General features: G+C 66.2%; 22 protein-coding genes. 12 read left to right on the top strand and 10 right to left on the bottom strand.

All coding sequences use genetic code 11. The features are described from left to right. Positions 1 to 89: 89 nt before the first annotated feature. The 3 genes from BW41_RS02760 to BW41_RS02750 are packed head-to-tail and all read right to left on the bottom strand — an operon-like array spanning position 90 to position 3,645. Positions 90 to 1,457, bottom strand: a complete 1,368-nt coding sequence (locus BW41_RS02760; protein WP_051583202.1) for a cell wall hydrolase — start codon at positions 1,455 to 1,457, stop codon at positions 90 to 92. Beyond that, positions 1,454 to 2,374: a cysteine synthase A gene (cysK, locus tag BW41_RS02755; RefSeq protein WP_037531206.1), complete on the bottom strand. Its 921-nt coding sequence runs from the start codon at positions 2,372 to 2,374 to the stop codon at positions 1,454 to 1,456. The genes BW41_RS02760 and cysK overlap by 4 nt, the downstream gene beginning before the upstream one ends. Next, entirely contained in the window at positions 2,371 to 3,645 is a 1,275-nt protein-coding gene (locus BW41_RS02750; protein WP_037531204.1) for an MFS transporter, read from the bottom strand. Before BW41_RS02750 ends, cysK begins: the two co-directional genes overlap by 4 nt. A gap of 127 nt (positions 3,646 to 3,772) precedes the next feature. Here BW41_RS02750 and hisI point away from each other — a divergent pair, with 127 nt between their 5' ends. The 7 genes from hisI (at position 3,773) to BW41_RS02715 (ending at position 9,767) form a co-directional block, all read left to right on the top strand. Next, positions 3,773 to 4,132 carry a phosphoribosyl-AMP cyclohydrolase gene (gene hisI / locus BW41_RS02745; protein WP_037531202.1) on the top strand — a complete coding sequence of 120 codons (360 nt, stop codon included), beginning with the start codon at positions 3,773 to 3,775 and terminating at the stop codon, positions 4,130 to 4,132. Further along, positions 4,129 to 4,632 (top strand): hypothetical protein, encoded by a 504-nt coding sequence (locus tag BW41_RS02740; protein ID WP_037531200.1) that lies wholly within the window; start codon positions 4,129 to 4,131, stop codon positions 4,630 to 4,632. Before hisI ends, BW41_RS02740 begins: the two co-directional genes overlap by 4 nt. Positions 4,633 to 4,668: 36 nt before the next feature. Continuing rightward, positions 4,669 to 5,094: a MerR family transcriptional regulator gene (locus BW41_RS02735; protein WP_037531199.1), complete on the top strand. Its 426-nt coding sequence runs from the start codon at positions 4,669 to 4,671 to the stop codon at positions 5,092 to 5,094. A gap of 4 nt (positions 5,095 to 5,098) precedes the next feature. Beyond that, positions 5,099 to 6,901, top strand: a complete 1,803-nt coding sequence (locus tag BW41_RS02730) for an acyl-CoA dehydrogenase C-terminal domain-containing protein (protein WP_037531196.1) — start codon at positions 5,099 to 5,101, stop codon at positions 6,899 to 6,901. Between the two features lie 135 nt (positions 6,902 to 7,036). Continuing rightward, a complete protein-coding gene (gene epsC / locus BW41_RS02725) occupies positions 7,037 to 7,960 on the top strand; it encodes a serine O-acetyltransferase EpsC (protein ID WP_235199472.1) in 924 nt (307 codons plus the stop codon). Between the two features lie 42 nt (positions 7,961 to 8,002). Then, the gene (locus tag BW41_RS02720) at positions 8,003 to 8,188 is read left to right on the top strand and encodes a hypothetical protein (protein ID WP_037531194.1); all 186 of its coding nucleotides are present in this window, start codon (positions 8,003 to 8,005) and stop codon (positions 8,186 to 8,188) included. A gap of 118 nt (positions 8,189 to 8,306) precedes the next feature. After that, positions 8,307 to 9,767 (top strand): flavin-containing monooxygenase, encoded by a 1,461-nt coding sequence (locus BW41_RS02715; RefSeq protein WP_037531192.1) that lies wholly within the window; start codon positions 8,307 to 8,309, stop codon positions 9,765 to 9,767. A 496-nt stretch (positions 9,768 to 10,263) separates the two neighbouring features. Here the strand turns inward: BW41_RS02715 and BW41_RS02710 are convergent, their stop codons facing one another. Then, the gene (locus BW41_RS02710; protein ID WP_037531190.1) at positions 10,264 to 10,512 is read right to left on the bottom strand and encodes a hypothetical protein; all 249 of its coding nucleotides are present in this window, start codon (positions 10,510 to 10,512) and stop codon (positions 10,264 to 10,266) included. A 130-nt stretch (positions 10,513 to 10,642) separates the two neighbouring features. Here BW41_RS02710 and BW41_RS21435 point away from each other — a divergent pair, with 130 nt between their 5' ends. Next, positions 10,643 to 10,930, top strand: coding sequence for a helix-turn-helix transcriptional regulator (locus BW41_RS21435; protein ID WP_037531188.1), 288 nt, complete (start codon positions 10,643 to 10,645; stop codon positions 10,928 to 10,930). Between the two features lie 1,071 nt (positions 10,931 to 12,001). Beyond that, entirely contained in the window at positions 12,002 to 13,798 is a 1,797-nt protein-coding gene (locus tag BW41_RS02700; RefSeq protein ID WP_037531185.1) for a hypothetical protein, read from the top strand. A 99-nt stretch (positions 13,799 to 13,897) separates the two neighbouring features. Here the strand turns inward: BW41_RS02700 and BW41_RS02695 are convergent, their stop codons facing one another. The 3 genes from BW41_RS02695 to BW41_RS02685 form a co-directional block, all read right to left on the bottom strand. Continuing rightward, positions 13,898 to 15,994: an ATP-dependent nuclease gene (locus BW41_RS02695; protein ID WP_037531183.1), complete on the bottom strand. Its 2,097-nt coding sequence runs from the start codon at positions 15,992 to 15,994 to the stop codon at positions 13,898 to 13,900. 551 nt (positions 15,995 to 16,545) lie between these two features. Continuing rightward, on the bottom strand, positions 16,546 to 17,697 hold the full coding sequence (locus tag BW41_RS02690; RefSeq protein WP_051583200.1) for a reverse transcriptase family protein: 1,152 nt from the start codon (positions 17,695 to 17,697) through the stop codon (positions 16,546 to 16,548). Between the two features lie 181 nt (positions 17,698 to 17,878). After that, a complete protein-coding gene (locus BW41_RS02685) occupies positions 17,879 to 19,024 on the bottom strand; it encodes a phosphoribosyltransferase-like protein (protein ID WP_037531181.1) in 1,146 nt (381 codons plus the stop codon). 574 nt (positions 19,025 to 19,598) lie between these two features. Between BW41_RS02685 and BW41_RS02680 the strand changes: the two genes are divergently transcribed. Continuing rightward, entirely contained in the window at positions 19,599 to 21,140 is a 1,542-nt protein-coding gene (locus BW41_RS02680) for a tryptophan halogenase family protein (RefSeq protein WP_037531180.1), read from the top strand. On the opposite strand, the gene BW41_RS02675 is transcribed toward BW41_RS02680, so the two are convergent. Together BW41_RS02675 and BW41_RS02670 are read right to left on the bottom strand one after the other, a co-directional pair. After that, positions 21,115 to 21,609, bottom strand: coding sequence for a PIN domain-containing protein (locus tag BW41_RS02675; protein WP_037531177.1), 495 nt, complete (start codon positions 21,607 to 21,609; stop codon positions 21,115 to 21,117). The two genes, BW41_RS02680 and BW41_RS02675, sit on opposite strands and share 26 nt — an antisense overlap. After that, a complete protein-coding gene (locus BW41_RS02670) occupies positions 21,609 to 21,851 on the bottom strand; it encodes a type II toxin-antitoxin system Phd/YefM family antitoxin (RefSeq protein WP_037531174.1) in 243 nt (80 codons plus the stop codon). Before BW41_RS02670 ends, BW41_RS02675 begins: the two co-directional genes overlap by 1 nt. A gap of 191 nt (positions 21,852 to 22,042) precedes the next feature. Between BW41_RS02670 and BW41_RS02665 the strand changes: the two genes are divergently transcribed. Further along, the gene (locus BW41_RS02665) at positions 22,043 to 23,413 is read left to right on the top strand and encodes a cation:proton antiporter (RefSeq protein ID WP_037531172.1); all 1,371 of its coding nucleotides are present in this window, start codon (positions 22,043 to 22,045) and stop codon (positions 23,411 to 23,413) included. Positions 23,414 to 23,474: 61 nt separating this feature from the next. After that, on the top strand, positions 23,475 to 24,677 hold the full coding sequence (locus tag BW41_RS02660; RefSeq protein WP_051583199.1) for an alginate export family protein: 1,203 nt from the start codon (positions 23,475 to 23,477) through the stop codon (positions 24,675 to 24,677). A 465-nt stretch (positions 24,678 to 25,142) separates the two neighbouring features. Here BW41_RS02660 and BW41_RS02655 read toward each other — a convergent pair whose 3' ends face one another. Continuing rightward, the gene (locus tag BW41_RS02655; protein WP_037531169.1) at positions 25,143 to 26,318 is read right to left on the bottom strand and encodes a zinc-dependent alcohol dehydrogenase; all 1,176 of its coding nucleotides are present in this window, start codon (positions 26,316 to 26,318) and stop codon (positions 25,143 to 25,145) included. Positions 26,319 to 26,339: the final 21 nt, after the last annotated feature.

Genomic DNA, 26,339 nt, shown 5'->3' with positions numbered 1-26,339 from the left:
AATGACTGCTCTTCGCTGTCGCAAGCCCGGGCGCCTGCTTGCGCAGGGGCATCGGCGCGGCATCGGCAGCGGTCGCGCGTCGCGGCGGCTTATCGATCGCTGCCGATCGCCAGGCGGCGGCTATTCGAGGCCGGTCGAGGGAAGGCGGACGGACGCGGGGTTGCGGTAGACTGGGCGGCGGGCATGTCCTTGCGGCGAACGCCGGTCAGGTCTGCCGGCCCGGCCGGCGTCGGTGCCGCGACCGGCGTCGCGGCGGCGACCGGCGTGGCGGTGAGCAGCACCTGCTGCTTCATGCACTGGCGCTTGTCGGGGCGCGGGGTGCGCGCGCAGTTCCACAGCGTCCGCTCCACCCCGGCCTCGCGATCGCGCAGATAGCTGAACGTCATCGCCGCGACCTGATCGGGGGTGAGCGGCGCGGCGGCCGGCGTCAGCGCCGCGTCGCTCCAGGCGGAGAATTTGCATAGCTTGCGCTCGCCGCACGCCTTGGCGGCGATCGTCGGATAGAGTTCGGGCTGCAGGCCCCAGGGCAGGGTGACGAAGAAGCTGTCGGCATCCCCTGCGGACGGTGCGAACGGCACCGATTCGCCGGGCGTCCCCTCCGCCGCGATCAGGCCGAGCGCCGCCGACGCCTCGAGCAGCGCCGCGTCGGCATCGGCGAGCACCGCGCCGGTCTTGTGCGCATCGGACAGCGGCGCGAGCTGCGCGATGACCGGCTCGCCGGCGATGACCCGGCGGGTGAAGGCGGCGGGCGTGCCCCACCAGCCGGTCCAGCGGAAGAAGAGGTGGCTGTGCACCGCCGCGACCTTGTCGAGGCTCGCCTGCCAATAGGGCACCACCCAGTCGGTATGGTAATGCGTCGCATAGCCGACCGGGCGATAGACCGCGCCGTTCAGCGCCAGCGTCGCTACGTCGCGCGCGCGCCGCCAGGCGTCGGCGCTCGGGCTCCAGCGGGTCAGCGCGCCGTCGCAGGCGAAGCTGAACTGGCAGCCGGTGGTGCGTTCCTGCCCCTCGAAGATCACGCCGCACACCGTCTTGGGGAAAGCGGGATGGCGCAGGCGGTTGAGCACGACCTGCGCGACCGCGCGCTCGCCCTCGGCATCGTCGCCCGCCTCGTAGAGCACGCCGGCGGCGAGGCAGTCGGTGGCGCGGGCGCGATCCTCGCCGCCGCCGGCGAAGCGGAACGGCCGCGCCGCCGGATTGGGCAGGTCGGAGAAGGGAATGCTCGCGTTATACGCCTTGGCGTCGTCGGGCGACAGGTCGATGAAGCGCACCGGCTCGACCGGCGGCAGCTCGGCGGGCGGCACGACGCGACGCTGCGGCACGACCGGAAGGCGCGGCTTGGGGATCGCAGGCGGGTGGGTGACGACGAGCGCGGGCACGGCGACCGCGAGCAGCGCGGTCGTCGTCAGCACCGCGCGCAGCCACAGCGGGCTGCGCGACGTTATGGGCTGGCTCACTGTTCGGGCAGGAAGTCCGGCACCGACAGATACCGCTCGCCGGTATCATAGTTGAAGCCGAGGACGCGGACGCCGTCGGGCAGGTCGGGCAGTTTCTGCAGGATCGCGGCCAGCGTCGCGCCCGACGAGATGCCGACGAGGATGCCCTCCTCGGTCGCCGAGCGGCGCGCCATGTCCTTGGCGACCGCGGCGTCGACCTCGATCACCCCGTCGAGCGCCTGGGTGTGGAGATTGCGCGGGATGAAGCCGGCGCCGATCCCCTGGATCGGGTGCGGTCCCGGCTGGCCGCCGGCGATCACCGGCGAGGCGGCGGGCTCGACCGCGAACACCTTGAGGTCGGGCCATTCCTTCTTCAGCGTCTCGGCGACGCCGGTGATATGGCCGCCGGTGCCGACGCCGGTGATGATGACGTCGATCGGCGAATCGCGGAAGTCGTTGAGGATCTCCTGCGCGGTGGTGCGGACATGGACGTCGATGTTGGCGCCATTTTCGAACTGCTGCGGCATCCAGGCGCCGGGCGTCTGGTGGACGAGTTCGAGCGCCCGCTCGATCGCGCCCTTCATGCCCTTTTCGCGCGGCGTCAGGTCGAAGGTCGCGCCATAGGCGAGCATGAGGCGGCGCCGTTCGAGCGACATCGACTCGGGCATCACCAGGATCAGCTTGTAGCCCTTGACCGCGGCGACCATGGCGAGGCCGACGCCGGTGTTGCCGCTGGTCGGCTCGATGATCGTGCCGCCGGGCTTGAGGTCGCCATTGGCCTCCGCCGCCTCGACCATCGCCAGCGCGATACGGTCCTTGATCGACCCGCCGGGGTTGGAGCGTTCGGATTTGATCCAGACTTCGGAATCGGGGAACAGCTTGGCGACGCGGATGTGCGGCGTGTTGCCGATCGTGTCCAGGATGGTGTTGGCCTTCATGGCTTGGCTTCTCCGTGGCTAGGTTCGGTCTGTAACATGTCGGGCGGGTCGAAGGTCCGCGCGCGGCGCAACTCGGGAAACAGGCGCGCCCACAGCAGGGTGACGATGATCGCGGCGACGCCGCCGAAGGCGACCGCGCCGACCGGGCCGAGCAGCGACGCCATCAGCCCGCTCTCCGCCTCGCCGAGTTCGTTGCTCGCCGAGATGGTGAGCTGCGACACCGCGCTCACCCGGCCGCGCATCGCATCGGGCGTGTGGAGCTGGATCAGCGACTGGCGGACGTAGACCGACACCATGTCGGCGCCGCCCGCGACGATCAGCGCGGCGAGGCTCAGCGGGAAATAGCGCGACAGGCCGAAAGTCAGCACCGCGACCGCGAAGACGACGCTGGCGATCAGCATCTTGACGCCGACGTTGCTGTTCATCGGCCGGAACGAGAACCAGATCGAGGTGGTCACCGCGCCGATTCCCATCCCCGCGGCGAGAATGCCGAGGCCGTGCGCGCCGACGTGGAGGATGTCGCGCGCGTAGATCGGCAGCAGCGCGGTGGCGCCGGCGAGCAGCACGACGAACAGGTCGAGCGTGATCGCGGCGAGCACCAGCCGGTTCTGGCGGACGTAGCTGAACCCGTCGAGGATGCGGGCGAGCGGCCGGCGGTCCTTCTGCGCGGCAGGTTGCGGCACGGGCCGGATCGTCATCATCGTCGCCACCGCGAGCGTGAACAAAGCGGTGATCGTCGCATAGGCGACATGCGGGTGGATGGCGTAGAGGATGCCGCCGACGCTCGGCCCGACGATCGCGCCCAATTGCCACGCGGTCGACGAGATGGCGATCGCGGTCGGCAGGCTCTCGCGCGGCACCAGATTGGGGGCGAGCGCCGAATAGGCCGGGCCGGAGAAGGCGCGGGCGACGCCGACCAGCACCGCCGCGACGAACAGCGCCGGCAGCGTCAGCGTGCCGAGATAGGTCAACACGCCGATCATCGCCGCGACCAGCGCCAGCAGCGCGGTGGTCGTCCGGACGATCCAGCGCCGGTCGACCGCATCGGCGACGAGCCCGGTGATCGGGGTGAGCAGGAACAGCGGCACGAACTGCGCCGCGCCGATCATCCCGAGCAGGAACGCCGCCTGGCGCACGTCCATCGTCTCGCGGGCGAGGCCATAGACCTGCCAGCCGATGACGATCGCCAGCGCGGTCTGCGCGACGGTGCCCGACAGGCGGGACAGCCAATAGGCGCGGAAGTTGGCGATGCGGAAGGGGTGGGTGGCCATGTGGCGCGCAGCTTTGCCGCGTGCCGCCGCCGAGGGCAACACAGATGCGCGTGCCGGCGGCTAAGTCGCGGACGCGCCCCGATGCGTCCGCTTGGCACGGCTGCGGGCGGCTCGCTATAGGCGGAGCATGTCCGACCCGCGCGAAACCGATCTCGTCCTCGATCCCAAATATGATGCCGCCGGCCTCGTCACCGCCGTGGTCACCGACCGGGGCGGCGCGCTGCTGATGGTCGCGCACATGAATGCGGAGGCGCTCGCCGCGACCCAGGCGAGCGGCGAGGCGACCTTCTGGTCGCGCAGCCGCGCGCGGCTGTGGAAGAAGGGCGAGACGTCCGGCAACGTGCTGCGCGTCGTCGAGATGCGGATCGACTGCGATCAGGATGCGCTGTGGATCATCGCCGATCCGGCCGGCCCCGCCTGCCACACCGGGGCGACGAGCTGTTTCTATCGCCGCATCGTCGGCGACGGCTTGCAGCCGGTCGCATGACGCGGGCGGTCGCGGCGCTGGCGCTCGCCGCGCTGCTCGCCGGCTGCGGATCGCCCACGCCGACGGTGACGGATACGCCGGGCAGCCGGCTCGAACGCGCCGCGCTGCGCGCCGGGCTCGTCGCCGATCCGGCGAGCGGCGATCCGGTCGGGTCCTGGGCGGCGGAGACCGATCGCCTGTGCATCGTCCCGCAGGACGGCGGCGCGCTGCGCATCGGCGCGGTGATCGACTATGGCGAGGGGCAGGGCTGCGCCGCCGCCGGCGTGGCACGCCGCCGCGGCAGCGATCTGGCGATCGCCTTCGGGCCGTGCCGCTTCGACGCGCGGTTCGAGGGCGACCGCATCGTCTTCCCCGCCGCTCTGCCCGCCGGCTGCGACCGATATTGCACCGGACGCGCGACGCTCGACGCGCTGACGGTCGAGCGGCTCAGCGCGTCGCGTGCCGAGGCGGCGACGCTGCGCACACCGTCCGGAAAGCGGCTGTGCACCATGGGAGAGTAGGTTGACGTTGACGTAAACGTGACGTAACGTCCGGCCATGGCCTCGTCACCTGCTTATGCCGTGATCGAACATCGCCACGATCGCGATCATTTCACCATTTCCGATCTTTGCGAGGAATTCGGCGTCACCGCGCGCGCGTTGCGCTTCTATGAGGACGAGGGGCTGATCGGCCCCGAACGCCGCGGCACGCAGCGTATCTATTCGCATCGCGACCGGGCCCGGCTCGCCTGGATCCTGCGCGGCAAGCGCGTCGGCTTCAGCCTGGGCGAGATCCGCGAAATGATCGACCTCTACGATCTGGGTGACGGTCGCCGTCTCCAGCGGCAGGTCTCGATCGACCGCTGCCGCGCGCGCATCGATCTGCTCGAACGGCAGAAGCAGGACATCGACGCCGCCATCGCCGAGCTCACCGAATTCGTGGCGGTCGTCGAGGCCGTCCATATCGCCGACACACAAGGATAATCGGATGCCCCAATATACGCCCCCCGTCCGCGACACGCGCTTCATCCTCGATCACGTCGTCGGCTTGCAGAATTATTCCAATCTGCCCGGCTTCGACGCCGCGACCCCCGATGTGGTCGAGGCGGTGCTGGAGGAGGGCGGCCGCTTCGTCGCCGAGGTGCTGTTCCCGCTCAACCAGTCGGGCGATCAGGAAGGCTGCACCCGGCACGAGGACGGCAGCGTCACCACGCCCAAGGGCTTCAAGGACGCCTATGCCCGCTATGTCGAGAGCGGCTGGGCGACGCTGGGCAATGCGCCCGAATATGGTGGGCAGGGCATGCCGCACGTCGTCTCGATCGCCTTCCAGGAATATATGATTTCCTCGAACATGGCCTTCGCCATGTATCCCGGCCTGACCCATGGCGCGATCGCCGCGCTGATCGCCAAGGGCAGTCCCGAGCAGCAGGCGATGTACGTGCCCAAGATGGTGTCGGGCGAATGGGGCGGGACGATGAACCTGACCGAGCCGCAATGCGGCACCGACCTCGGCCTGATCCGCACCAAGGCGGAGCCGCAGGCGGACGGCTCATACAAGATCACCGGCACCAAGATCTTCATCTCGGCCGGCGAGCACGACCTCACCGACAATATCATCCACCTCGTGCTGGCCAAGACCCCCGGCGCGCCGGACAGTTCGAAGGGGATCAGCCTGTTCGTCGTGCCCAAGGTGATGGTCAACGACGACGGCAGCCTCGGCGAACGCAACGCGGTGACCTGCGGCTCGATCGAGCACAAGATGGGTATCCACGCCAATTCGACCTGCGTGATGAACTATGACGGCGCGACCGGCTGGCTGGTCGGCGAGGAGATGAAGGGCCTCGCCGCGATGTTCATCATGATGAACGCGGCGCGGCTCGGCGTCGGCCTGCAGGGGCTCGGCATCGCCGAGGTCGCCTATCAGAATGCGGTGCAATATGCCGGCGACCGCCGCCAGGGCCGCGCGCTGACCGGCCCCAAGCAGCCGGAGGAGAAGGCGGACACGCTGTTCGTCCATCCCGACATCCGCCGCATGCTGATGGAGGCCAAGGCGTGGACCGAAGGGCTGCGCGCATTGTGCCTGTGGGGCGCGTTGCAGGTAGACCTGGAGCATAACGGCGCGGACGAGGGGGAGCGGCAGCTGGCGGGCGATCTGATCGGCCTGCTCACACCGGTGATCAAGGGCGTCGGCACCGACAAGGGCTATGAGATCGCGACCAACGCACAGCAGGTCTATGGCGGTCACGGCTACATCGCCGAGTGGGGCATGGAGCAATATGTCCGCGATGCCCGAATCGCGATGATCTACGAAGGCACCAACGGCGTGCAGGCGATGGATCTCGTCGGTCGCAAGCTGGCGCTCAACGGCGGCCGCGCGGTGCAGGCGTTGTTCCGCATCGTCGCCGAGGAAGCCGGCGCGGCGGAAGGCGACGAGGCGACCGCGGCGATCGCCGGTGCGATCAAGAAGGCGCTCGGCGAACTGCAGGCGGCGACGATGTGGTTCATGGCCAATGGCATGAAGAACCCCGAACATGTCGGTGCCGGCGCGGTGCCGTACATGCATCTGATGGGGATCGTGGCGACCGGGCTGATGTGGCTGCGCATGGCCAAGGCGGCCGCCGGGCTCAAGGCGGCGGGCGAGGGCGATGCCGCCTTCCTCGACGCCAAGCTCGTCACCGCGCGCTTCTTCGCCGAGCGGATCGCCCCCGATGCCGGCGCGCTGCGCCGCAAGATCGAGGGCGGGGCGGACAGCCTGATGGCGCTGTCGCCCGAGATGTTCCGCGCGGCCTGATCGTCCGACCGGTCGGGTCGCCCGCAGCGACCCGACCGCGTTGCTGCAACCCGGACTTGCCGCGCGACAAGGCAAGCTGCTTTGCCAAGCCGGCGCCGCCTCGCCGAAATGCCTTTCCCCAGTGAGGACAAGGCTGTGGCTGACCCGCTTTCCGACGTAATGCCGATCGCATTCCCGCAGCAGCTCGACCGCGTCGTCGACGGCCTGCGCGAGGCGCGGGTCGCCTGGCGCGCCGCGCATCCCAACAAGGCCGAGCAGGGCAGCCGCTTTCCGTCGCGGCAGGCGCTGAAGCGGATCGCCGGCGAACTCGGCACCGCGCTGTTCCCGCTGCGCCTCGGCCCGTCGGAACTGACCGCCGCCAACGAGAATGCCTTCATTGCCGCCTCGCTCGAATCGACCCTGTCGCAGCTCGCCGCGCAGATCGATCTCGAGCTGCGCTATCGGAGCGACGGCGACTCGACCGCCACCGCCGCGACGAGCGAGCGGCTGACCGGCGCATTCGCCGCGGGCCTGCCGGCGCTGCGCCGGTTGCTCGATAGCGATGTCGAGGCCGCCTATGACGCCGACCCGGCGGCGCGAAGCGTCGACGAGGTGCTGCTCGCCTATCCCTCGTTCACCGCGATCATCCATCATCGCATCGCGCATCTGCTTTACCGGCTCGGCGCGCCGCTCGTCGCGCGCTTGATCGCCGAGATCGCGCATGCCGGCACCGGCATCGACATCCATCCCGCCGCGACGATCGGCCGGCGCTTCTTCATCGATCACGGCACCGGCGTGGTGATCGGCGAAACCAGTGTGATCGGCGATCGCGTCCGGCTGTACCAGGGCGTCACGCTGGGCGGCGATCCCGATCTGTTCGGCGACAAGGCGGGCACGCCGCGGCATCCGGTGGTCGCCGACGATGTCGTCATCCACGCCAATGCGACGATCGTCGGCCGCGTCACGATCGGGGCGCGTGCGCGGATCGGCGGCGGCGTGTGGCTGCGCCGGGACGTTCCCGCCGACACCGCGGTCGAGGCGCCGCCGCCCGTCTTCCACGCCTTGCCCGGTGCGCCGTGACGCCGCTTGCGCTGCGCCGGCAACCATGACTAGGCTGCTGATATGACGGAAAATGCAGCGACCCACCGGCTCGGCGAAGCGCTCAACCACCTGCACGCCTTCGCGGCGACCTTCGCCAGCGGCGACTATGTCGACGAGGCGAGCGCGCTGACCGCCGACGATCTGCGGCTGGTGCTCGACACGCTCGAACGCGTGCATGGCATCGTCAAGGCGCAGCCGGCATCGTGAAGCGCGAGACGACCAGCGATATCGGGGCGATGATCGCCACCGCGCTGTTCCTCGCCGGCTTTGCCGGGATGATCTACGCTTTGGGCGTCAAGATCGACCTGTTCTGATCGGCGCGGCGATGGAGCTGGATGTCCTGATCGTCGGCGCCGGCCTGTCGGGGATCGGGGCCGCCTTCCGGTTGCAGGAGCGCGCTGCGCCGTACCGCTATGCGGTCTTCGAGGCGCGTGACGCGATCGGCGGCACCTGGGACCTGTTCCGCTATCCCGGCATCCGCTCCGACTCGGACATGGCGACGCTCGGCTTCCCCTTTCATCCGTGGCGCGGCGGCGACGCGATCGCCGGGGGCGAAGCGATCCGCGACTATATCCGCGAGACGGCCGCGGCCTTCGGCATCGACGCCAAGGTGCGGCTGCGGCATCGGGTGATCGCGGCGGACTGGTCGTCGGCGCAGGCGCGCTGGACGGTGCGCTATACGGTGGGCGGTGTCGAGCAGCAGCTTCATTGCCGCTTCCTGTTCCTGTGCGCGGGCTATTACGATTATGCCAGCGCGCATGCGCCGGACTGGCCGGGGCGGGAGGCGTTCGCCGGCCCCGTCATCCACCCGCAATTCTGGCCGGAGGATCTCGATGTCGCGGGCAGGCGCATCGCGGTGATCGGCTCCGGCGCCACCGCGGTGACGCTGCTGCCCGCGCTGGTCGCGCGCGGCGCCGCGCAGGTGACGATGGTGCAGCGCTCGCCGACCTATATCGTCGCGCAGCCGGCGACCGATGCGCTCGCCGCCCGCCTGCATCGCTGGCTGCCGCGGCGGGTGGCGGCGGCGGCGGTGCGGTGGAAGTCGATCGGTTACGCGGTCGCGACCTACGGCCTGTCGCGGCGCTGGCCGGGCCTGCTCAAGCGCCAGATCGCGGCGAGGCAGCGCCGGCTGCTCGGTGACGCATTCGATATCGCGACGCACCTGACGCCGCGCTACGATCCCTGGGACCAGCGGCTCTGTCTGGCGCCGGACGGTGATCTGTTCGCGGTTTTGCGCGACGGGCGCGCGGCGATCGTCACCGATACGATCGAGTCGCTGCGGCCGGACGGCCTTGCCTTTACCTCCGGCAGGACGCTTGCCGCCGATATCCTGGTCACCGCGACCGGGCTCAACCTCCAGGTGATGGGCGGCGCCCGGCTCAGCGTCGACGGCGTCGCGGTCGAGCCGAACGAGCGACTGATGTACCGCGGCGCGATGCTCGCCGGCGTGCCCAATCTCGCCTTTGCGGTCGGATATACCAACGCCTCGTGGACGCTGCGCAGCGACCTCACCGCGCGCTTCGTCCGCCGGCTGCTCGACCATATGACGGCGCGCGGGCTGGCCAGCGCCGTGCCCGTGCCCGCCGACACCGAGGCACCGGACACGCCGATTCTCGATCTCAGCTCGGGCTATATCCAGCGGTCCGCGCATCTGCTGCCGCGGCAGGGCAGGCGCGCCCCGTGGCGCGTCCATCAGAATTATCTGCGCGACCTGTGGTCGTTCCGCACCGGTCGGATCGACGACGGCGTGCTGCGGTTCACTCCGCCGGCAGATAAAGCCGGGTGACGCGCCCCAGATAGGACGAACCTATGTCGCGTTGCCGTTGACCGGACGGGCGGTACGGCATTCCGCCTCGGCCTTGCGGCGCCATGTCCCGGTCCTCGTCGCCCTGCCTCTGATAGCCTTCCGTCACCGCGCGCTTGGCCGTGCAGCGATCGGTCGCGCTGCCCTTGGCGAAGGCGAGGTCATATGTCTTCCGCTTGCGTCGCCGGGCTCGAGCACCCGGTCAGCATCACGCCAAGTCCAAGGCCAGGCCATCGCCTCCCGAACGCCCTGCATCGATCAGGCGGCCGACCCGTGACGCAGCGACTGCCGCGTTCGGCGCCGTCATCGCGCCTACGAGCCTCGACGCGCCGGAGACGGTCCCGGAAATTATCGGATGAGGGAGGAGCCACCCGTCCCCTTTTCTCACAGGCAGTCTCGTCGCACGTCAGCCGGCCGGCGAGATGACCGCGCGCGGGACGAGCCGCGCGATCTGAGATCGGTCATGCGTCCTTCCCGCCTAATTCTGGAAGGGCTGGATCTTGTTGTTGCCACACCGCACCCGGGCATTGTTGGTGTCGTCGCCTTGCTTTTCGAGAATGGCCGCCCATTCGGATCGGCTATGGCATATGCGCCGGGGCAATATGCTGCCCGTGCTTTGATCCTGCCGACAGACTTTCCTGTTCCGGTTGTTCTCGTGGTCGGCGGCGGGTGTGGTTTGGGCGGCAAAGACCATGGCGATGGCAGCCGTCAGCGCTTGAGCGATCATGATGTCCTCCCTGCTGATGAGAGGCTAGATCGGATCGATGGGTAAGCCAAGCTGACTCTGATCCATCCCGTTTGTGACGCGATCGCCGGGGCGGGGATGCTGAAGGTCTCATAGGGAGAAGTGGTTGGTGATGCATGCTGACGAACTGAAGGCGATACGCAAGGCGGCCGGGTTATCCCAGGCCGCACTCGGCGAAGCGATCGGCATGGCGCGCGAGACGATCGGCGCGATGGAGCGGGGTACGGCGCCGATCGAGACCCGCACCGAGCTGGCGGTGCGCTATGTCACGATGCGCCCGCCCGCCGCCGCAGCCAATGATGACGCGGGGGCCGCGGGGGCCGGGGATCGCGCGCTGGCGTCGCTTGCCGAGGCGCTCCGCCCCCTGCTCGGCGAATGGTTCGCGCCGCGGTCATCGTGACGGCGAGGGGCGCTGCGGCGGTCGGAGTGAATGCGTTGGTGGGCCCGGCACCTATCGAACTGACGCTCTTGTAGCATGTTAACCGACTGGCGGAATACCCCCTAAGATACCCCCAAGCACAAACGGCTGTTCCAGCGCTGCGGCGGCGGGCGGTTTGAAATGAGCTGAGAGCTTCGCCGGTGACGCGCAACGAAGGGCCAAGTTATCTGCGATCATGACCGCCTTCACGGCGTACCGATCCGCTGGATGTGGCTGCATGGGGGTCTTTGACGGTGACGGCCGCCTAATCGGCGTAGCAGTAATCGGCAGGCCTGCCGCTCGCGAGCTTGACGAGGGCTGACGATGGCGGTGAAGCGGCTTGCCACCGCCAGCCACAAAGACTCCTGCTCGATCGTGTATACCGGAGCCCTTCGGGCGGTGATCGGGAAGGGTATCGCCGCGGCCTGACTTATATTGTTCTAGCCCAGACGGGGCGAGCTTGCGGGCTGCTGGCTGGCATTGTCTGTGGTCAACAAACAGGCGGCTTCGGATACGGAGTGGTGGATTGCGGACTGGCCGCTTTCGAGAAGCCCCGAGCGAAAGCTGCCATTCGTTCATGTGGCCGGGCACGGGCCTTAAACGCCTGTCGGTGGTGGATACCGGAACGGCAGCTTTCGGGCGGCCAATTCCAGTAAGTTGCCGTCCGTTCAGCCGGGAGGGCAGGGGGCCTTCACGCCCGCCGGTGGTGGATTGCGGACTGGCCGCTTTCGGGCGACCCACCGGGGTAAGCTGCCGTTCGTTCAGCAGTGAGGATAGGGGGCTCGAACGCTCGCAGTTGGTGGAAAGCGGAAAGGCCGCTTTCCGCCGACCACACCCGGTCAGCGGACGTTCGTTCACACAGACTACCACCGTTAACGTCGCCCGGCTCGATGTCGACGCCTCCAAGAGCCGGAGCATGCCCGATGATGTCGACGAAAGCGCCCGCTACCCGGGTTTGACAACGGTCAAGGTGCGCTGGCGAGGACTCCACGGATGCTTGAGAGGGCCGCCGACGGGATCGACAGTGATCGAGCCCGGTGCGAGAACCCGCTCATGTCCTATGCGATCGTCCGTGCCGAGATCGAGCGTTTTCTGAGATCACCGTCTCCTGAGGTGCTCTGCATTTCTGGTCGGTGGGGGGTGGGTAAGACCTACTCTTGGCAGACCTTCTTGCGCGAGGAGGAGACCGCGGGTCGGCTCGGCGTGGACCGCCACGCCTACGTGTCCCTTTTCGGCTTGAACAGCCTCGGCGAGCTCCGCAGCGCCATAGTGGAGAACACGGTGGTGGCGGGCAGGTCGTCACTGCCCGACGCGTCGAGCCTCCACGGCATGCTGCGCGAGGGTGAGCGGTTCGCACGGAGGAGCCGGCCCGCGCTGGAGGTGGCCGCCGGGTTCTTCCGGATGAAGGATGCCGGCGACGCATTGTATCGCGCCGCCTTCCTGACGGTGCGAGGGCAGCTCGTATGCTTCGACGACCTCGAACGCGCCGGCAAGTCGCTCGAGATGCGCGACGTGCTGGGGCTTGCATCGTTGCTGCGGGAGCAGAGGGGCTGCAAGGTCGTGCTGCTCCTCAACAAGGAGCAGGCGGAGGCGACGCAGGCGGATGAGCTCGACCGCCAGCTCGAGAAGGTGGTGGACACCTTCCTGATCTTCGAGCCGACGAGCGCGGAGGCTACGGCGATCGCGATCGGGGGCGACGATCCAGTTGCCGTGGCGTTGCGCGATTGCCTGGCCGCGCTCAACGTCACCAATATGCGGGTGATGAAGAAGGTCGAGCGGTGGGCAAGGCTGGTCGAGACGGAGCTCCGGGGGTTCGACGCCGCGACGCTTGCACAGGCGACGGCCACGGTGGTGCTGGGAGGCTGGTGCTTCCTCCAGCGCGATCTAGCGCCCAGCCTCGACTTCGTCAGGCGGTTCAATCCGATGAGCGGTCTGTTCGGACGCAAGGAGGAGCGGGCGGACGAGAAGGGCTGGCGCGAGCTCCTGGGGCGATACGGATATGGCTCGACGGACGAGCTGGACGAGCCGATCCTCGATGGAGTGGCGCTGGGGTACTTCCGGGGCGACGTCCTGCGTGAGGCGGCGCGTTCCGTCGAGGAGCGTCGGAGGCGGGAAGGCCGCGACGACAGCTTCTCTCGGGCATGGCGGCTCTATCACGACAGCCTGACGACGGACGATGACGTGATCTTGGATGCGATGCAGGCCGGTGCCCTAGAGAACCTGGCTGAGATCACGCCGATCAACATGAACGGTACCCTGAGCTTCCTGCGGCGCTATGGCCGCGACGCGCAGGCTTCGGACATCCTTGCGAGGTGGATCGAGGCGAACCGCGGCAAGGAGGGGTTCTTCTATCGCTGGAACCGGTTCTTCGCGAACGATCCGGTCGATGCCGAGCTGCTGGCCGCGATGGAGGCGGGGCGCGCTGAGATCGTCGATGCGCGGGACCCCGCCGACATGCTTAAGCAGATGGCGAAGTCGGGGGGATACAATCCCGCGGAGGATGCCGCGCGGCTCTCCCGTCTGAGCGCCGACGAGATCGTCCGGCTGTTCGACGACCACGCAGCGGACGACGTCAAGGGCATGATGGAGTGGGCCGACCGCCTTGCCGCGCAGCCCGGTGCCGAGAACCTGAGGGCGTCCCTCGGCGAGGCTCTCGGGCGGATCGCTTCGCGCTCGCGGATGCGCGAGGATAAGCTCCGCGGCTGGGGCGTGATTCCCGAATTCCCGGAAGACGGGCAGGCTCAGCCACCTGAAGGGGTGGAAACGCACAACCCGGCATCAGCCGGAGCTGACGACGCGGCGGCGGGGAGCGCTGGTGCCACCGGCTACGAGCATGGGGGTTCGGGGTAGCGTTACGCAGGGGGATGTGATCTTCGAACGGATGTCTTCATTCACAGCCCGACTCCGCTGCGGGCAACAACCATCGGGTGGAGCCGATGGGGCGAGCGGTTAGGCTGGAGCGATTGTCGAACCGAGGATGTCGAACAGTCGCTGCCAGCGGTCGCCGTATTCCTGTTTCACCACGGCCATTCCCTTGGTGAGGAGGTGCTGTTTGACCCTCTTCGAGAGCTCGGCCTTCCAGCCTGCCTCGAGGTCAACCTTCTGCGCCGCCGCCCACGCCTCGATCTGGCCGAGGATCGGCTTTCCGGCCACAAGCACGTCGGCGAACTCGGTGTCCGCGTTGCGGTACATGCGGTCGATGACGGCGGCCATCACGTCGGGCGGGATCAGGTCCTCGATCTCCGAGCCTTCAATTCCCGTGTGGTCGTCGACGCCGATGAGGCGGTCGGCATGATCCTGGTAGAGGCTGGTGCCAAGCTCCTTGGCGAGCTTCCTGCCCATCATGTCCCCGTCGAGGATCATGAAGGGCAGCGCTTCGTCGCGGCCAGTCAGGATGCTTGCTACCATGCGGGTGTTCTTGGTCCCGCCGGCTGGCGGGAATACGAACTCCCGCACCGGCTTCAGGCGGCCGGAAGCGACGAGCAGGGTCTTGACCGCGGTAAGGTAGTGCTGGTCCGAGCTTCCCTCGACGATCACGGGCTGGCAGCCTAGCATCAGGCTGTCGGCGACGCTTAGTCCCAGTGCCGAGTGCACGGCGTAGGCGGCGCCGGGCTGCAGTTCCGCGCCCTTGCGCAGGTCAGCCGTAGCCTTGGTTGTGCCTTTCTCGTCGACGTAGACCTTGCGTGCGCGGTCCAGCCGGTCGGCATGAACCAGGAAGGGGGAGTGGGTGGTGAAGATGAGCTGGTTCGTCGCCGCCAGGTTGTCGAAGAACTTCGACAAGTCGTATTGCGCCAGCGGGTGGAGCGATAGGCCGGGCTCGTCGAGCAGCAGGATCGCGTTCTCGTGCTCGCCCTCTCCGGCGCTCTCGACGAGGAAGACGAGATAGAAGCTCAGGAACCACTGGAGACCGGTGCTGCGGCCCTCGAGTTCGACCTCGGCTGGCCGTCGGTCGTCGGCGACCCAGATGCGGAAGTGGTTGCCGTCCGCCTCGAAGCGGAAGCGGTAGTCTCCCTGCTTCCACCAGTCCTTGAAGCGGGAGGTGAGCGTTGTGCCCGCCGACTGGAGCAGGATGGAGCGCTCGCGCTTGCGTTCGGCCACCTCTGCGATCTCGGCCTCGGTCGGTCGGCGCGAGTTGACGGGCGTCTCGTCCTTGCCGAGTTCCAGGATCTCGCTTGGCTCGAGCCGCACGAAGCTGAACAGCACGCGCAGCGTGCGCGCCTTGGCCGCCTCCTTCTCGCCGAGATCTTCCCGTTCGAGATTGTCCACGACGTGCGGCAGGTAGATCTCGGAGTCCAGGTTGCCGTAGTTCGAATAGTAGACGAAGCGTGGCACGCGCTTCAGGATGGCGGTCCGGACCGCCTCGACCGCGCCCGGGTCTGGGGCCGACACGCGCGTCTGGAGCTCGTCTACGCTTGCCGCGAGTGCCTCGAGGCGGGGGAAGATGCTGCTGGTCTTCGCGGGCGCTGTCGGGGCGAGGGCGCGGAGGTCCTCGGCTAGCGCCGCCAGCGCATCCGCCGACATCGGGGCGTCGGGAAGTTCGAGCGCGGCCGACTGGAGTCCCGAGATGAGCTCGGCCTTCTGCGCCTCCTCCTTGGCGAGCGCGGGCATCCCCCCGATCTCGGACGTCGCCGCGTGGAGGATGGCCGCGACGTCCTCCGGTGACGCGGTCGTTGCGTGCTCGTGATCGGGGAAGCTGAAGACGTAGCCGCCGTCGAAGTAGCGGTCGACGCGGACGACCTCCGCCTCTTCCGGTCCGATGCCGGCCAGCGTGGCAATGCGCGGGCCGAGCGGGCCGGTGGCGAATTCTGCCGAGATGAAGCGGAACCGGGCGGGGTTCTCGCGGATCTCGGCGAACATCGTCTTCGGATAGTCCGACGTCGGCCGGATTTCGCCTTCGCGGGCAGGCTTCAGCTTCCACAGCGGGAGGAGGAGGTTGGACTTGCCGGACTCGTTGACACCGATCAGCGCCGTCACATCGTCGGCGTCTATCCAGCCGCTGTCCTCAACCGATCGGAAGTTCGTCACCCTATATCGCAGCAGCCGCATCGCCCGTTCGCCCCAATAGCCATCTCATTTGGAGGATGGTCCGATAGCCATAATGTTGGACGTTCTAGATTTGTTCAAGAGGTGCTGAAGGCGGGGACTGTCACGAGACATACGGCAGGTCGTCGCGGTGATCCTCGTCAAGGTTCATTCGCATCAGCGTGTCCATGCGCTGCCCACGTTATGCGGCTGCTTCCGGGGAACGGAAAACACCTCTTGAGCCGCCATTCGTGGGTTCTGCCTTCGGAAGGTATCGACCAGAAGCGGTCGTCCAGGTCAGCATCCGTGAACGTCTGCTCCTGACAGAAGCTGCCGACGGAACGCTCGGAAGCGGGCCGTCAGGAACGCGCACCAATAGAGGTCTTTCAATACTAACATGCCCAAGACCGAAAACAGCCATCCACTGATCGGCCGAACATATCCGCAATGGGCGGAAAGCACACTTAGTGTCCTCGGTGAGGTGGGAGGCTGAGGCGCATTGGATCTGCCGATCATCGATGCCGAGCGAACCTGATCATCAACCCGCCGGCCATCCTCGCCAGAGCGCAAGGCGATCAATCAACCGGCGACCAGCGCCAGTGCGCCAGCGCCGCGGCGAAGCGCGCGCGCAGCGGATCGGCAAAGCCGGGTTCGATATGGCCGGCGAAGCGGAGCAGCCCGGCGATATGGTTGATCATGCCCGTTGCCGAGGCAAAGCCGCGCACCGTGGCATGCGGCGCGATCCCGAATTTCTCGATTCCGCGGACATGATCTTCGAGCCGGCCGCGCAGCTCGCGCGACAAGCGCGGCGCCGCGCGATCAACCAAAAGACCGAGCACGACCTTGCGCCCGCCGGGCGGGACGATCGTGATCTTGCGCTCATGCAGCCGGAATCGCCGTGTCGCGAGTAGGTCGCGTACTTCGCCGACGATCGCGGTTGTGCGGGCACGGTTGAAGCCGCTCGCCGGCCCAGAAAAGGTCAGGTCGTCGGAATAGCGCGTGTAAGTCAGCCCATGACGCGTGGCGAGCTGGGTCAGATGCTCGTCGAGGACGCGAAAGACCAGGTTGGAGAGCATCGGGCTGGTCGGCGCGCCTTGTGGCAGATAGCCGGTCAGTTGGCGGCGATAGATGTCGATGCCGCGGCGGCTGGGATTGGCGACGCTGCGCTCAGCGCGCTTATCGCGCGGTGGCGCCACCCAAGGGCGGGTGCAGAGCCGCGCCAGCTCGAAGGCGACGAGGCGGCCATAGCCGATCTCGCGGAACACGCGGTAAACCGACCGTTCGGGGATGCTTTCAAAGAAGTCGTGAATGTCGAGCTTGAGCAGCCAGCCGGCGCCGGCGTGGTGCCGCGCGCAGGCATAGATCGAGCTGCCGCGGGCATAAGCGAAGCTGGCGCGGTGCACCGGCCGGTCGCGCAGGATCTCACGGACGATCCAGCGCTGCACCGCCATCAATTCGGGCGAGGGCACCGCGATGCGCCGGCCGCCGCCATCGCGCTTGCTGATATGGAAGTCGCGGTAATGCGTGCCTTCCTTGCTAGCGATCACCGAACGCAGGAATTTGTAGCTGACGTCCATCCGCTTCGCGAGATGCATCAGGGTGAGAATTGCGGGCGCGCCATGCGCCTCGGGGCCTGCGGCTTGGGCCAGCGCGGCGTCGAGCACCGGTTCGGGCCGGCCGAGCGTGCGACCTTCGGCGCGGTACCGGTGGGGCGAAGCGCTGATCATCCACTTTGACCCGTAAGGAGGCCATAGTGGAGCGGACGAGCCCAGACATCGTCAGAGCGGAAGTTCGCTTCACTAAGGTCGATCTCAGCGACTCCGTTTCCCAGGCGAAGCGCAACGCGCCAGCCCGCCGCGAGAACCCCGCGACTTGGTCCGGCCTTTACGGCCGGGGGAAGCTGGATGCTCAGCGCTCCGCCCTCAGTTGCTTAGGATAATAGGGTTCGTCGCGATTCGGCAACACGCGCACTGGATGCGCGGCGCGCCAGCGCTTGAGCTCGGCACGGCCGGCATCGGTCAGGCGATGCCGTCTATTGGTCAGCCCAAGATCAAAAGCGAGGCGTAGCAAACGCTGCGCTTCGGCGATGCTGACGCGCAGCACTTCGGCGATATTGCCGGCGTCATGGACACGCCGCCCGAGCAGGTCGATGGTCTGGCCGAGCCGCGCGGCACCAGCGCTGCCCACCAGCGGCTCGCGCGCCGGGTCGGGCCGCATCGTGAACAGCCGCAGCAGGTTGTTTGGTACGCCCTTATATTCGAACAGGCTGCTCCAGCCGGTCGCGACCTTCCAGAGGATATAGGGCAGGTTGTTGGGTGCAGTGTGTTCGAAAGCGATCAGCGCGCGGCTATCGCGGAAACCCAACGCATAATTCCTGAAACGACGACCCGTCGAAGTTCGGCACAGCGCCTCAACTTCGGCGCGTTGCTCGGGCGTCCAGCCGGCGCCTTCGAAGGTCGGGCAGGCGCGAAGGATATGGACCTTGTCGTCTCCGAAGCGCCGACGCAGTAGCCGCGCCGCCTTGTCTGTGGCGGCATAAGCGAGGACATGAAACTCGACTAGATGGTAAGAGGTCCAGCTGCGGATCGTTTTGTGACGCCGGAGTGCCTTATGGAACTTGATCAGCTGACTGCCCGATCCGCTGAAATCGTCGAGCAGCAGGATCGTGCGGACCTTGTGCTCGCGCAGGCTCTCAAGATCATGGCCACCCAGCAGCCCCGCTGAGCCACCGCCCTCGCGCAGCACGCCGGTCAAGATGTTGGCCAGCACTGCCTCGCTGCCGGGTAGTCCGGGCTCGAGAAGCTGATAGCGACCCGCCCGTCCTTCCGCGTGCGCAGATTCTCCGGGCGATACCTCGCGTGCCGGGAACGCAGCGACCGGCCCGTCAAGGTTCGGCAACAAGGCCAGCGTCGCAGCGATCAACTCGCGGCGCAGATCGGTCTCGCTGATCAATTCGAGCGCGTCGATAAGTAAACGCGCGGTATCGCGTCGCGGGACCGCGAAATTCTCAAGCCAAGCCGCGACGCGTGGATGTTCCGACCGCAGGACAGTCACGCCGTCCAGTCCGGATTACGATAGGAAGCAATGTGCTGTTGTCCAACGGAAGCCAAGAACTCCAAAGTAAGGAAGGGCAGCGGCCACATACCAACACCATATCGTCGCTCCCAGCGGCTACAATGGGATGTCGACGGGTAAACGTTAAACGTCGGCTATCGGACGATAGCTGCCGTCCGACAGGTCGCGTGCGAAGGTCGGCAAAGTCCCACTTTTTGTCATTCCACGGCCGCTCGTCGAGGCATCGAATGGACATGAACGGATGTCTGAAGTTGGGGAGCGGGCAACGACGGCTGAATGTCGTCTTGTGGGTCTTGGCGGCTGCTTTGAAGCTGTCCAGCCCTATGCCATTTACGGAACGTCGCCAACCCGCAGATGCCCCCCATCCACGCTCGGGACAATCACAATCCGGCGGCAACACTGTGGCAACGAGCCGGTGTTTAAACAATTCGGTTATAGCACACACCATGTAGCTCTTCTAAGTCGCACAGCCGCGCGGTTTCGGCTTTCGCCAGGAGTTGGGAAACGTGAGCTGCGGGTATCCGAAGAGGTGGCGATGAGCTAAGCGCGAAGTATGTCACGTGGGCGGCGGATCCTCATCGTTGGTGGCGGCACTGCCGGTTGGCTGACTGCGGCCTATCTGGCTAAGGCGTTAGGCCAGTCGGTTCGAATAACCCTGCTTGAGTCTGCTGACATTGGCATCATCGGCGTTGGGGAAGGAACGTTTCCGACGATCCGCGACACGCTGCGCTTCCTCGGCATCGAGGAGCCGGCCTTCGTGCGTGAAGCTTCGGCGACGTTTAAACAGGGCGTCCGCTTTAAGGGATGGCAGGCGGCAGATGCGGATGGGGGGCACAGTTATTTCCATCCGTTCGAGCCCCCGTTTCAGTCGCACGAGACCAGCCTGGTCCCATACTGGCTTCTCCAGGACGAGGCGGAACGCCCACCATTCGCGGAGGCCGTGACGATCCAGAACCGCGTCGCTGAGGCTAAGCGCGCGCCTAAGCAACCCGGCGAAGGTGATTTCGCCGGGCCGCTCAACTACGCCTTCCACTTCGATGCCGTCCAGCTTTCGCGCATCCTTGCTAATCGCGCACGTGAACTGGGGGTGGAGCATGTCGAAGGCCGCCTTCGCACCGTAGCGCTGAACGAATCCGGCCAGATTGCCGGCATAGGCACGGAGACCGGCGCATTTTCTGCCGACCTGTACATCGACTGCACTGGCTTTCGTGCCGAACTGATCGGCAAGGCCCTAGGCTCTCCCTTCCATTCCGTCCGAAATCAGCTGTTCACTGATCGGGCGCTCACCTGCAAGCTACCCTATGATCGCCCGGATGCCGCGATCGAGAGCTACACGATCGCATCCGCGCACGAAGCTGGATGGATTTGGGACATCGGCCTGTCCACGGGGCGCGGCATCGGCTGCGTCTACTCCAGTCGCTACATGGACGATGACCGCGCTGCCGCGGTGCTTCGCGAGCATCTCGGGCCCGCCGCTCATGGCGTCGTCCCGCGCAATCTGTCGTTCGAAGCTGGCTGGCGCACGCAGCCCTGGATCGGCAACTGCGTCGCGGTCGGTTTGTCTGGAGGATTTCTCGAGCCGCTTGAATCGACTGGCGTCGTCCTGATCGAGGCGGCAATCGGCATGATCGCGGAACTGTTTCCTCATCAAGGCCCTGTCGATCTGCCCGCCCGCCGCTTCAATGAGCTGATGGGCGCGCGCTACGCCAACATCGTGAACTTCCTAAAGTTGCATTATTGCCTGAGCCGCAGGCCCGAGCCATTCTGGCGCGACAATGCTGATCCTGTGTCAATTCCAGACCGGTTGCGTGAGCTGCTGAACCAATGGCGGTATCGCCCACCAAGCCGATACGACCTGCAGCTCGACGTCGAGTCTTTCGCCTTCTTCAACTACCAGTACATCCTGTACGGCATGGGTTTTCGGACGGACCTGTCGGAGGGGCGAGAGGACTTCCCTGACGTCGCCGAGGCGCGCCGGCTGTTTGCGCGCATCAAAGCTTTCGGCGAGCGGGCCACCCGCGATCTGCCTTCGCATCGCGAGCTGGTGCAACGCTTCGCGGCTCCCGCGCTCACCCCCGCACGAACAGGTTCTTGAGCCATAGCGGCCCGCCTCGGGCAGCCTGCCGCCAATCGTCGTCGTCGGTCGTATCGGGCGAGTAGCCCCAGGGATTGAACGTCTTGACCTTGCCCGTCTTGAACGCCGCGGGCTGACGCGTCGCCAGCGTCAGGCCATGCTCCAGCGCCGTAGCCGCTATCAAGCCGTCGCGCAGGTCGGGATAGCTCAGCGTCATCGCTCGGCGCGCAACGGCCGCGTCAATTGCCACCACCCGTCCGTCGAACGCCATCGTCACTGGTCCTTCGATCCATCGTCGAATTGCGGCGGCCGCCGCCTTGTCGGCACGTTCGACCTGCAGGGCCCCAGACGCCAGTTCGGCCACCGTCAGGGCTGACAGAAACAGGCTTGTTCGCGATTGGCCCGCCGCCCAGCTTGCTAGAGCGGGGTCGGCGAGTCCTGCACGGGCGCTCCGCAGTTCCCAGACCACCTGCGTGTCGAGGAGGTACATCATCGTACCCGCCGCGACAGTTCGCCAGCAGCCCGCCAGTCGGGTTCAACCATCACCGTGTCCTCCATGGCCAGCAGGTCTGTCACGGTTTCGCCCGACCCGGTCAGCTGACGAAAGGCATCGATGCTGAGCAGCACATGCGTCGGCTTGCCGCGGTCCGTGACAAAGACCGGCTCTGTCCGAGCGAGTCGTTTCGCTTGGCTGACATCCTGGTTGAAGGCGCGACTTGTGACTGTCTGCACGTACCTACCTGCCTACATTGCACGGATTCTCGGTGTAGGTACGATACTACGTTGTGCCCCGCCCGCAACACGTTGCTGCGTGATGCCGTAAATCGTATCGGCGCCTAGACTTTCACGTTGCACATAGCGGCCGAACTGATTGTCTCCGCCTCAGGAAGCCGACGTTCAAGGTCGGTGAGGGAGGATCGATCATGAATAGTTGGCTGGAAAGCCTTTGGAAGACGCTGTCGGGGGTACTCGACCCGCATGGCCCGGCGACGCAGTCAGCTGCCAGCAGTTATGCACCGGGCGATTACAGCGTTCATTTCTTTCTCCAGCTCGCAGTCATCCTGCTCGCCTGCAAGGTGGTCGGTTGGCTCGGCAAGAAGATGCTCGCGCAGCCCCAGGTGGTGGGAGAAATGATCGCAGGCGTGGTGCTGGGGCCGTCACTGCTCGGGCTCGTCTTTCCAGACCTCCAGGGTGCGATCTTCCCGAAGGAAACGAAGAGCGTGCTGTATGCCGGCGCGCAGCTGGGTGTCGGTCTCTACATGTTCCTCGTCGGCACGACGCTCCGCCTCGATCATTTCCGCACCAAGGCCAAGAGCGCGTCATTCGTGTCTATGGCAGGCATCGCCGCGCCGTTTGCGATCGCGGTCGTCATCACGCCGATGCTGCTCGGCGTGCCCGACCTGTTTGCGCCGGGGATGAGCCAAGGCAATGCAACACTGTTCCTGGGCGCCTGCATCGCGCTGACCGCCTTTCCGATGCTGGCGCGGATCATCAACGAGCGCGGGCTGGCGAACTCCTCGCTCGGCACCCTGTCGCTCACGGCAGGAGCGTTTGATGACGCGTGCTCGTGGTGTGTGCTTGCGATTGTGCTTGCTACCTTCGGGGGCGGGGCGGGCGTTGCGATCCTTGCGATCGGCGGAGGATTGCTCTGGGCGGCTTTCGTAATTTTTGCCGGGCCGCGAATCCTGGCGCCGCTCGCGGCCAAGGTGGAGCGCGACGGTGAGCTCAACATGCCGATGTTTGCCTTTGTCATGATCGCCTTCTGCATCTCTGCTTGCTTCATGGACGTAATCGGAATTCACGCGATCTTCGGTGGCTTCATCATGGGCGCGGTGATGCCGCGCGGGCTCTTGACCCAAGAGATCAAGCGCAAGTTGGAGCCGGTCACGGTCGTCCTGCTGCTGCCGATGTTTTTCACCTATTCAGGCCTCAACACCCGCATGGACATGGTGAACTCACCCTCGCTCCTGCTGATCGCGCTCGGCATCCTTGCCGCCTCGGTTCTGGCTAAGGGCGGTGCCTGCTACCTCGCCGCGCGCCTGTCGGGCGAGGACAACCGTACGGCGCTCGGCATCGGTGCGCTGATGAACTCGCGCGGGCTGATGGAACTCATCATTATCAACATCGGCCTGCAGAAAGGCATCATCGGTCCGACCCTGTTTTCGATGCTCGTCCTGATGGCGATCGTCACTACGATGATGGCGAGCCCGCTCTTCGAGCTCTTCTACGGCCGCAAGGGCCGTGAGACGGGCGAGCTCGAAGCCCTTAGCCCGAGTCTCGCGCGCCCCGCTTGAACCCAGCCCCTCTTGGCGTCGGCCCTTCTGGACCGCCGCCCTCTTTTCCCGGAGAAAATCCTTGAAGACGTGGCCGATCGCCGCGGCGACGCTAGGCCTGTGCCAAGCCGCCTCCGCGCAAGATATAATATTGAAGCCGCTGGTCGACCTTCGCGTCCGCTCGGAACATGTCGACCAGGACGGGCTGCCCCAAAATGCGGACGCGGTGACGGCCCGCATGCGCTCAGGCGTACAGGCGGATGCCGGTCCGCTTCAGCTGCTGGTCGAGGCGGAAGCAACGCTGGGGATCATCAACCGCTTTAACGACGGACTGAACGGGCGTGCGGGCTATCCCGTAGTGCCGGATCCTTCCAATGTCGAATTGAACCGTGCGCAGCTGCGCTTCCACTCGGGCAAGATGGCGGCGACCGCCGGACGACAGCTGCTGGAGCTTGCCGACCAGCGATTCATAGGATCGCAAACCTGGCGTCAGAACCAACAGACATTTGACGCCGTGCGCGTGATATGGGGCGATCCGAAGCGGGTGTTTACCGACCTGTCCTACGCCTGGTCGAACCGGACCACCAACGGCATCGATGGCGTCGGCGCGCGCCAGCAGGCGATCAGCGGGGACAACGTCTTCGCGCTTGCGGGCGTTGCCACCCCGATCGGGACGGTGACCGGCTTTGCCTACATGGTGGATCAGGATGAAGCGGTGGTGCAGGGCTTCCGCCTGTCCAGCCAGACCTATGGCGTGCGTCTCGCGGGCATCTACAGGCTGGGGAATGTCGGGGTCGCCTATATTGGCAGCTGGGCGCGGCAGAGCGACTGGCATCGCAACCCCAATGATTTCGAAGCCAATTACTGGCTGGCGGAGGCAACCGTCAGCAAGGGATTGATGTCGGCAACGCTCGGTCACGAGGTGTTAGGCGCAGACGACGGCCGACCGCTGACGAGCGTGCAGACGCCACTGGGCAGCGTCTTTCGGTTTCAGGGCTGGGCCGGTAAATTCGTGACCACGCCCCCAAATGGGGTCCGCGACCTCTACGTAAGCGGGGCGCTCAACTGGAAGGTGCTTGGCCCGTTTGCGGGCGCTAACCTGCAGGCAGTCTGGCATCGATTCCGCAGTGATCGTCTGGACCAGCACTACGGCACCGAACTCGATCTACTGGCTGGCGTAAAACAGGGGCGCACCAGCTTATCAGCCCGCTTTGCTCGCTACCGCGCTGATAAGTTCGCTACGAACACCAAAAAGTTTTGGCTCGAGGCAGATTGGGCTATCTAAGTGTCCGAAGGGTGCGCGCGTACAAGGGGTGCTCTATTTTCTCCAAAAGGGGTGACGTCTTATCATTTGCTATCGACTCTCGAATCCCGCCACTGTGCCGTTTGATAATTCAAGCGAAAGTCCCATCTTTCGCGCGGTGGACAAGGCGACCCGATGAGCGATGAGTTGGTTTTGGGCAGCGGAAACGAACGCGTCAATCCTCGGAATTGAATCATGGTGTCACAACAGTTCGGTTAAGACACCAAAGCGCTAAGGGCCGTTTCCCGCGAGGTTCGCGGTGTCGGCAGCCCATGTCCGATCGTCTTTTGCGAGGGAATGACCGGCCAACCGATGCTGCACCCACCTCGCATCTGCCGAGATGAACAAGCGTCCGCTCCCGGGAAGGAGAAAGATGCGCCTGAACGTCCGCATATGGGTCGTCGCTGCGTTCGCGACCAAGGCCTCGGGACGCAGCGACGATGCGGTTCAGCCGTGCGGGCGCATCACCACCTTTATGACACCATCCTGCTTGTCGCGGAACTTCGCATACATCTCAGGCGCGTCTTCAAGGCTGGCCGGGTGTGTGATGACGAAGCTCGGGTCGATGGCGCCGGACACGATCTTCTCCAGCAGCGGCTTCGTATAGCGCTGCACGTGGGTCTGGCCGAGCTTGATGGTCAGGCCCTTGTTCATGGCCGCGCCTATCGGCAGCTTGTCGCCCATGCCGACATATACGCCGGGCACCGACACCGTGCCGCCCTTGCGACAGCTGATGATGGCCTGGCGCAGCGAGTGGACGCGGTCCGTCGCCAGCATCAGGCTCGCCTTCACCTTGTCCATGACGGCGTCCGCCGAGCCATGTGCGGCAGCCTCGCAGCCGACCGCATCGATGCAGCTGTCTGGGCCACGGCCCTTGGTACGTGCCTGCAGCTCGTCATAGACGTCGGTCTCGGCGAAGTTGATCGTCTCGGCGCCCCCCGCCTCGGCCATGGCGAGCCGCTCTGGCACCTCGTCGATCGCGATCACCCGGCCTGCACCCATCATCAGCGCGGAGCGGATGGCGAACTGGCCGACCGGGCCGCAGCCCCAGATCGCGACGGTGTCGCCGGGCTCGATTTGCGCATTCTCGGCGGCCATGTAGCCCGTCGGGAAGATATCGGACAGGAACAGCGCCTGATCGTCGGTGACGTTTTCGGGAATCTTAATCGGCCCGATGTCAGCCATCGGTACGCGGAGATACTCCGCCTGGCCGCCGCAATATCCACCCAGCATGTGGCTGAAGCCGAACAGGCCGGCCGGCGAGTGGCCCATCGCTTTGGCGGCCATCTCGGCATTCGGGTTGGTACGATCACAGGCGGCGAACAGGCCCTTCTTGCAGAACCAGCAATCGCCGCAACTGATCGTGAACGGCACCACGACGCGGTCGCCGATCTTGAGGTTGGTCACTTCCGAGCCAAGCGCGACGACCTCGCCCATATTCTCGTGCCCGAGGATGTCACCGGCTTCCATCGTCGGCTGGTAGCCGTCGAGCAGATGAAGGTCGGAGCCGCAGATGGCGCAGGCGGTGACCTTGATGATCGCGTCGCGCGGGTGCTTGATCTCGGGGTCCGCGACGGTGTCGACGCGGACGTCGCCTTTACCGTGCCAGCATAAAGCGCGCATGTCTCTTCTCCGTTTCAGCAG

Origin of the sequence: Sphingomonas sp. RIT328 (assembly GCF_000632225.1) — a bacterium.
Lineage (GTDB): Bacteria > Pseudomonadota > Alphaproteobacteria > Sphingomonadales > Sphingomonadaceae > Sphingomonas > Sphingomonas kyungheensis.
Note: the sequence above shows the minus strand (reverse complement) of the source record. Positions and strands in the feature narration are given on the sequence as shown.

Excerpts from the sequence above, each read along its gene's own strand:
- cysK (WP_037531206.1), bottom strand. The coding sequence starts at position 2,374 with ATGAAGGCCAACACCATCCTGGACACGATCGGCAACACGCCGCACATC.
- BW41_RS02750 (WP_037531204.1), bottom strand. The coding sequence starts at position 3,645 with ATGGCCACCCACCCCTTCCGCATCGCCAACTTCCGCGCCTATTGGCTG.
- hisI (WP_037531202.1), top strand. The coding sequence starts at position 3,773 with ATGTCCGACCCGCGCGAAACCGATCTCGTCCTCGATCCCAAATATGAT.
- BW41_RS02740 (WP_037531200.1), top strand. The coding sequence starts at position 4,129 with ATGACGCGGGCGGTCGCGGCGCTGGCGCTCGCCGCGCTGCTCGCCGGC.
- BW41_RS02735 (WP_037531199.1), top strand. The coding sequence starts at position 4,669 with ATGGCCTCGTCACCTGCTTATGCCGTGATCGAACATCGCCACGATCGC.
- BW41_RS02730 (WP_037531196.1), top strand. The coding sequence starts at position 5,099 with ATGCCCCAATATACGCCCCCCGTCCGCGACACGCGCTTCATCCTCGAT.
- BW41_RS02720 (WP_037531194.1), top strand. The coding sequence starts at position 8,003 with ATGACGGAAAATGCAGCGACCCACCGGCTCGGCGAAGCGCTCAACCAC.
- BW41_RS02715 (WP_037531192.1), top strand. The coding sequence starts at position 8,307 with ATGGAGCTGGATGTCCTGATCGTCGGCGCCGGCCTGTCGGGGATCGGG.
- BW41_RS02710 (WP_037531190.1), bottom strand. The coding sequence starts at position 10,512 with ATGATCGCTCAAGCGCTGACGGCTGCCATCGCCATGGTCTTTGCCGCC.
- BW41_RS21435 (WP_037531188.1), top strand. The coding sequence starts at position 10,643 with ATGCATGCTGACGAACTGAAGGCGATACGCAAGGCGGCCGGGTTATCC.
- BW41_RS02700 (WP_037531185.1), top strand. The coding sequence starts at position 12,002 with ATGTCCTATGCGATCGTCCGTGCCGAGATCGAGCGTTTTCTGAGATCA.
- BW41_RS02695 (WP_037531183.1), bottom strand. The coding sequence starts at position 15,994 with ATGCGGCTGCTGCGATATAGGGTGACGAACTTCCGATCGGTTGAGGAC.
- BW41_RS02690 (WP_051583200.1), bottom strand. The coding sequence starts at position 17,697 with ATGATCAGCGCTTCGCCCCACCGGTACCGCGCCGAAGGTCGCACGCTC.
- BW41_RS02680 (WP_037531180.1), top strand. The coding sequence starts at position 19,599 with ATGTCACGTGGGCGGCGGATCCTCATCGTTGGTGGCGGCACTGCCGGT.
- BW41_RS02675 (WP_037531177.1), bottom strand. The coding sequence starts at position 21,609 with ATGTACCTCCTCGACACGCAGGTGGTCTGGGAACTGCGGAGCGCCCGT.
- BW41_RS02665 (WP_037531172.1), top strand. The coding sequence starts at position 22,043 with ATGAATAGTTGGCTGGAAAGCCTTTGGAAGACGCTGTCGGGGGTACTC.
- BW41_RS02655 (WP_037531169.1), bottom strand. The coding sequence starts at position 26,318 with ATGCGCGCTTTATGCTGGCACGGTAAAGGCGACGTCCGCGTCGACACC.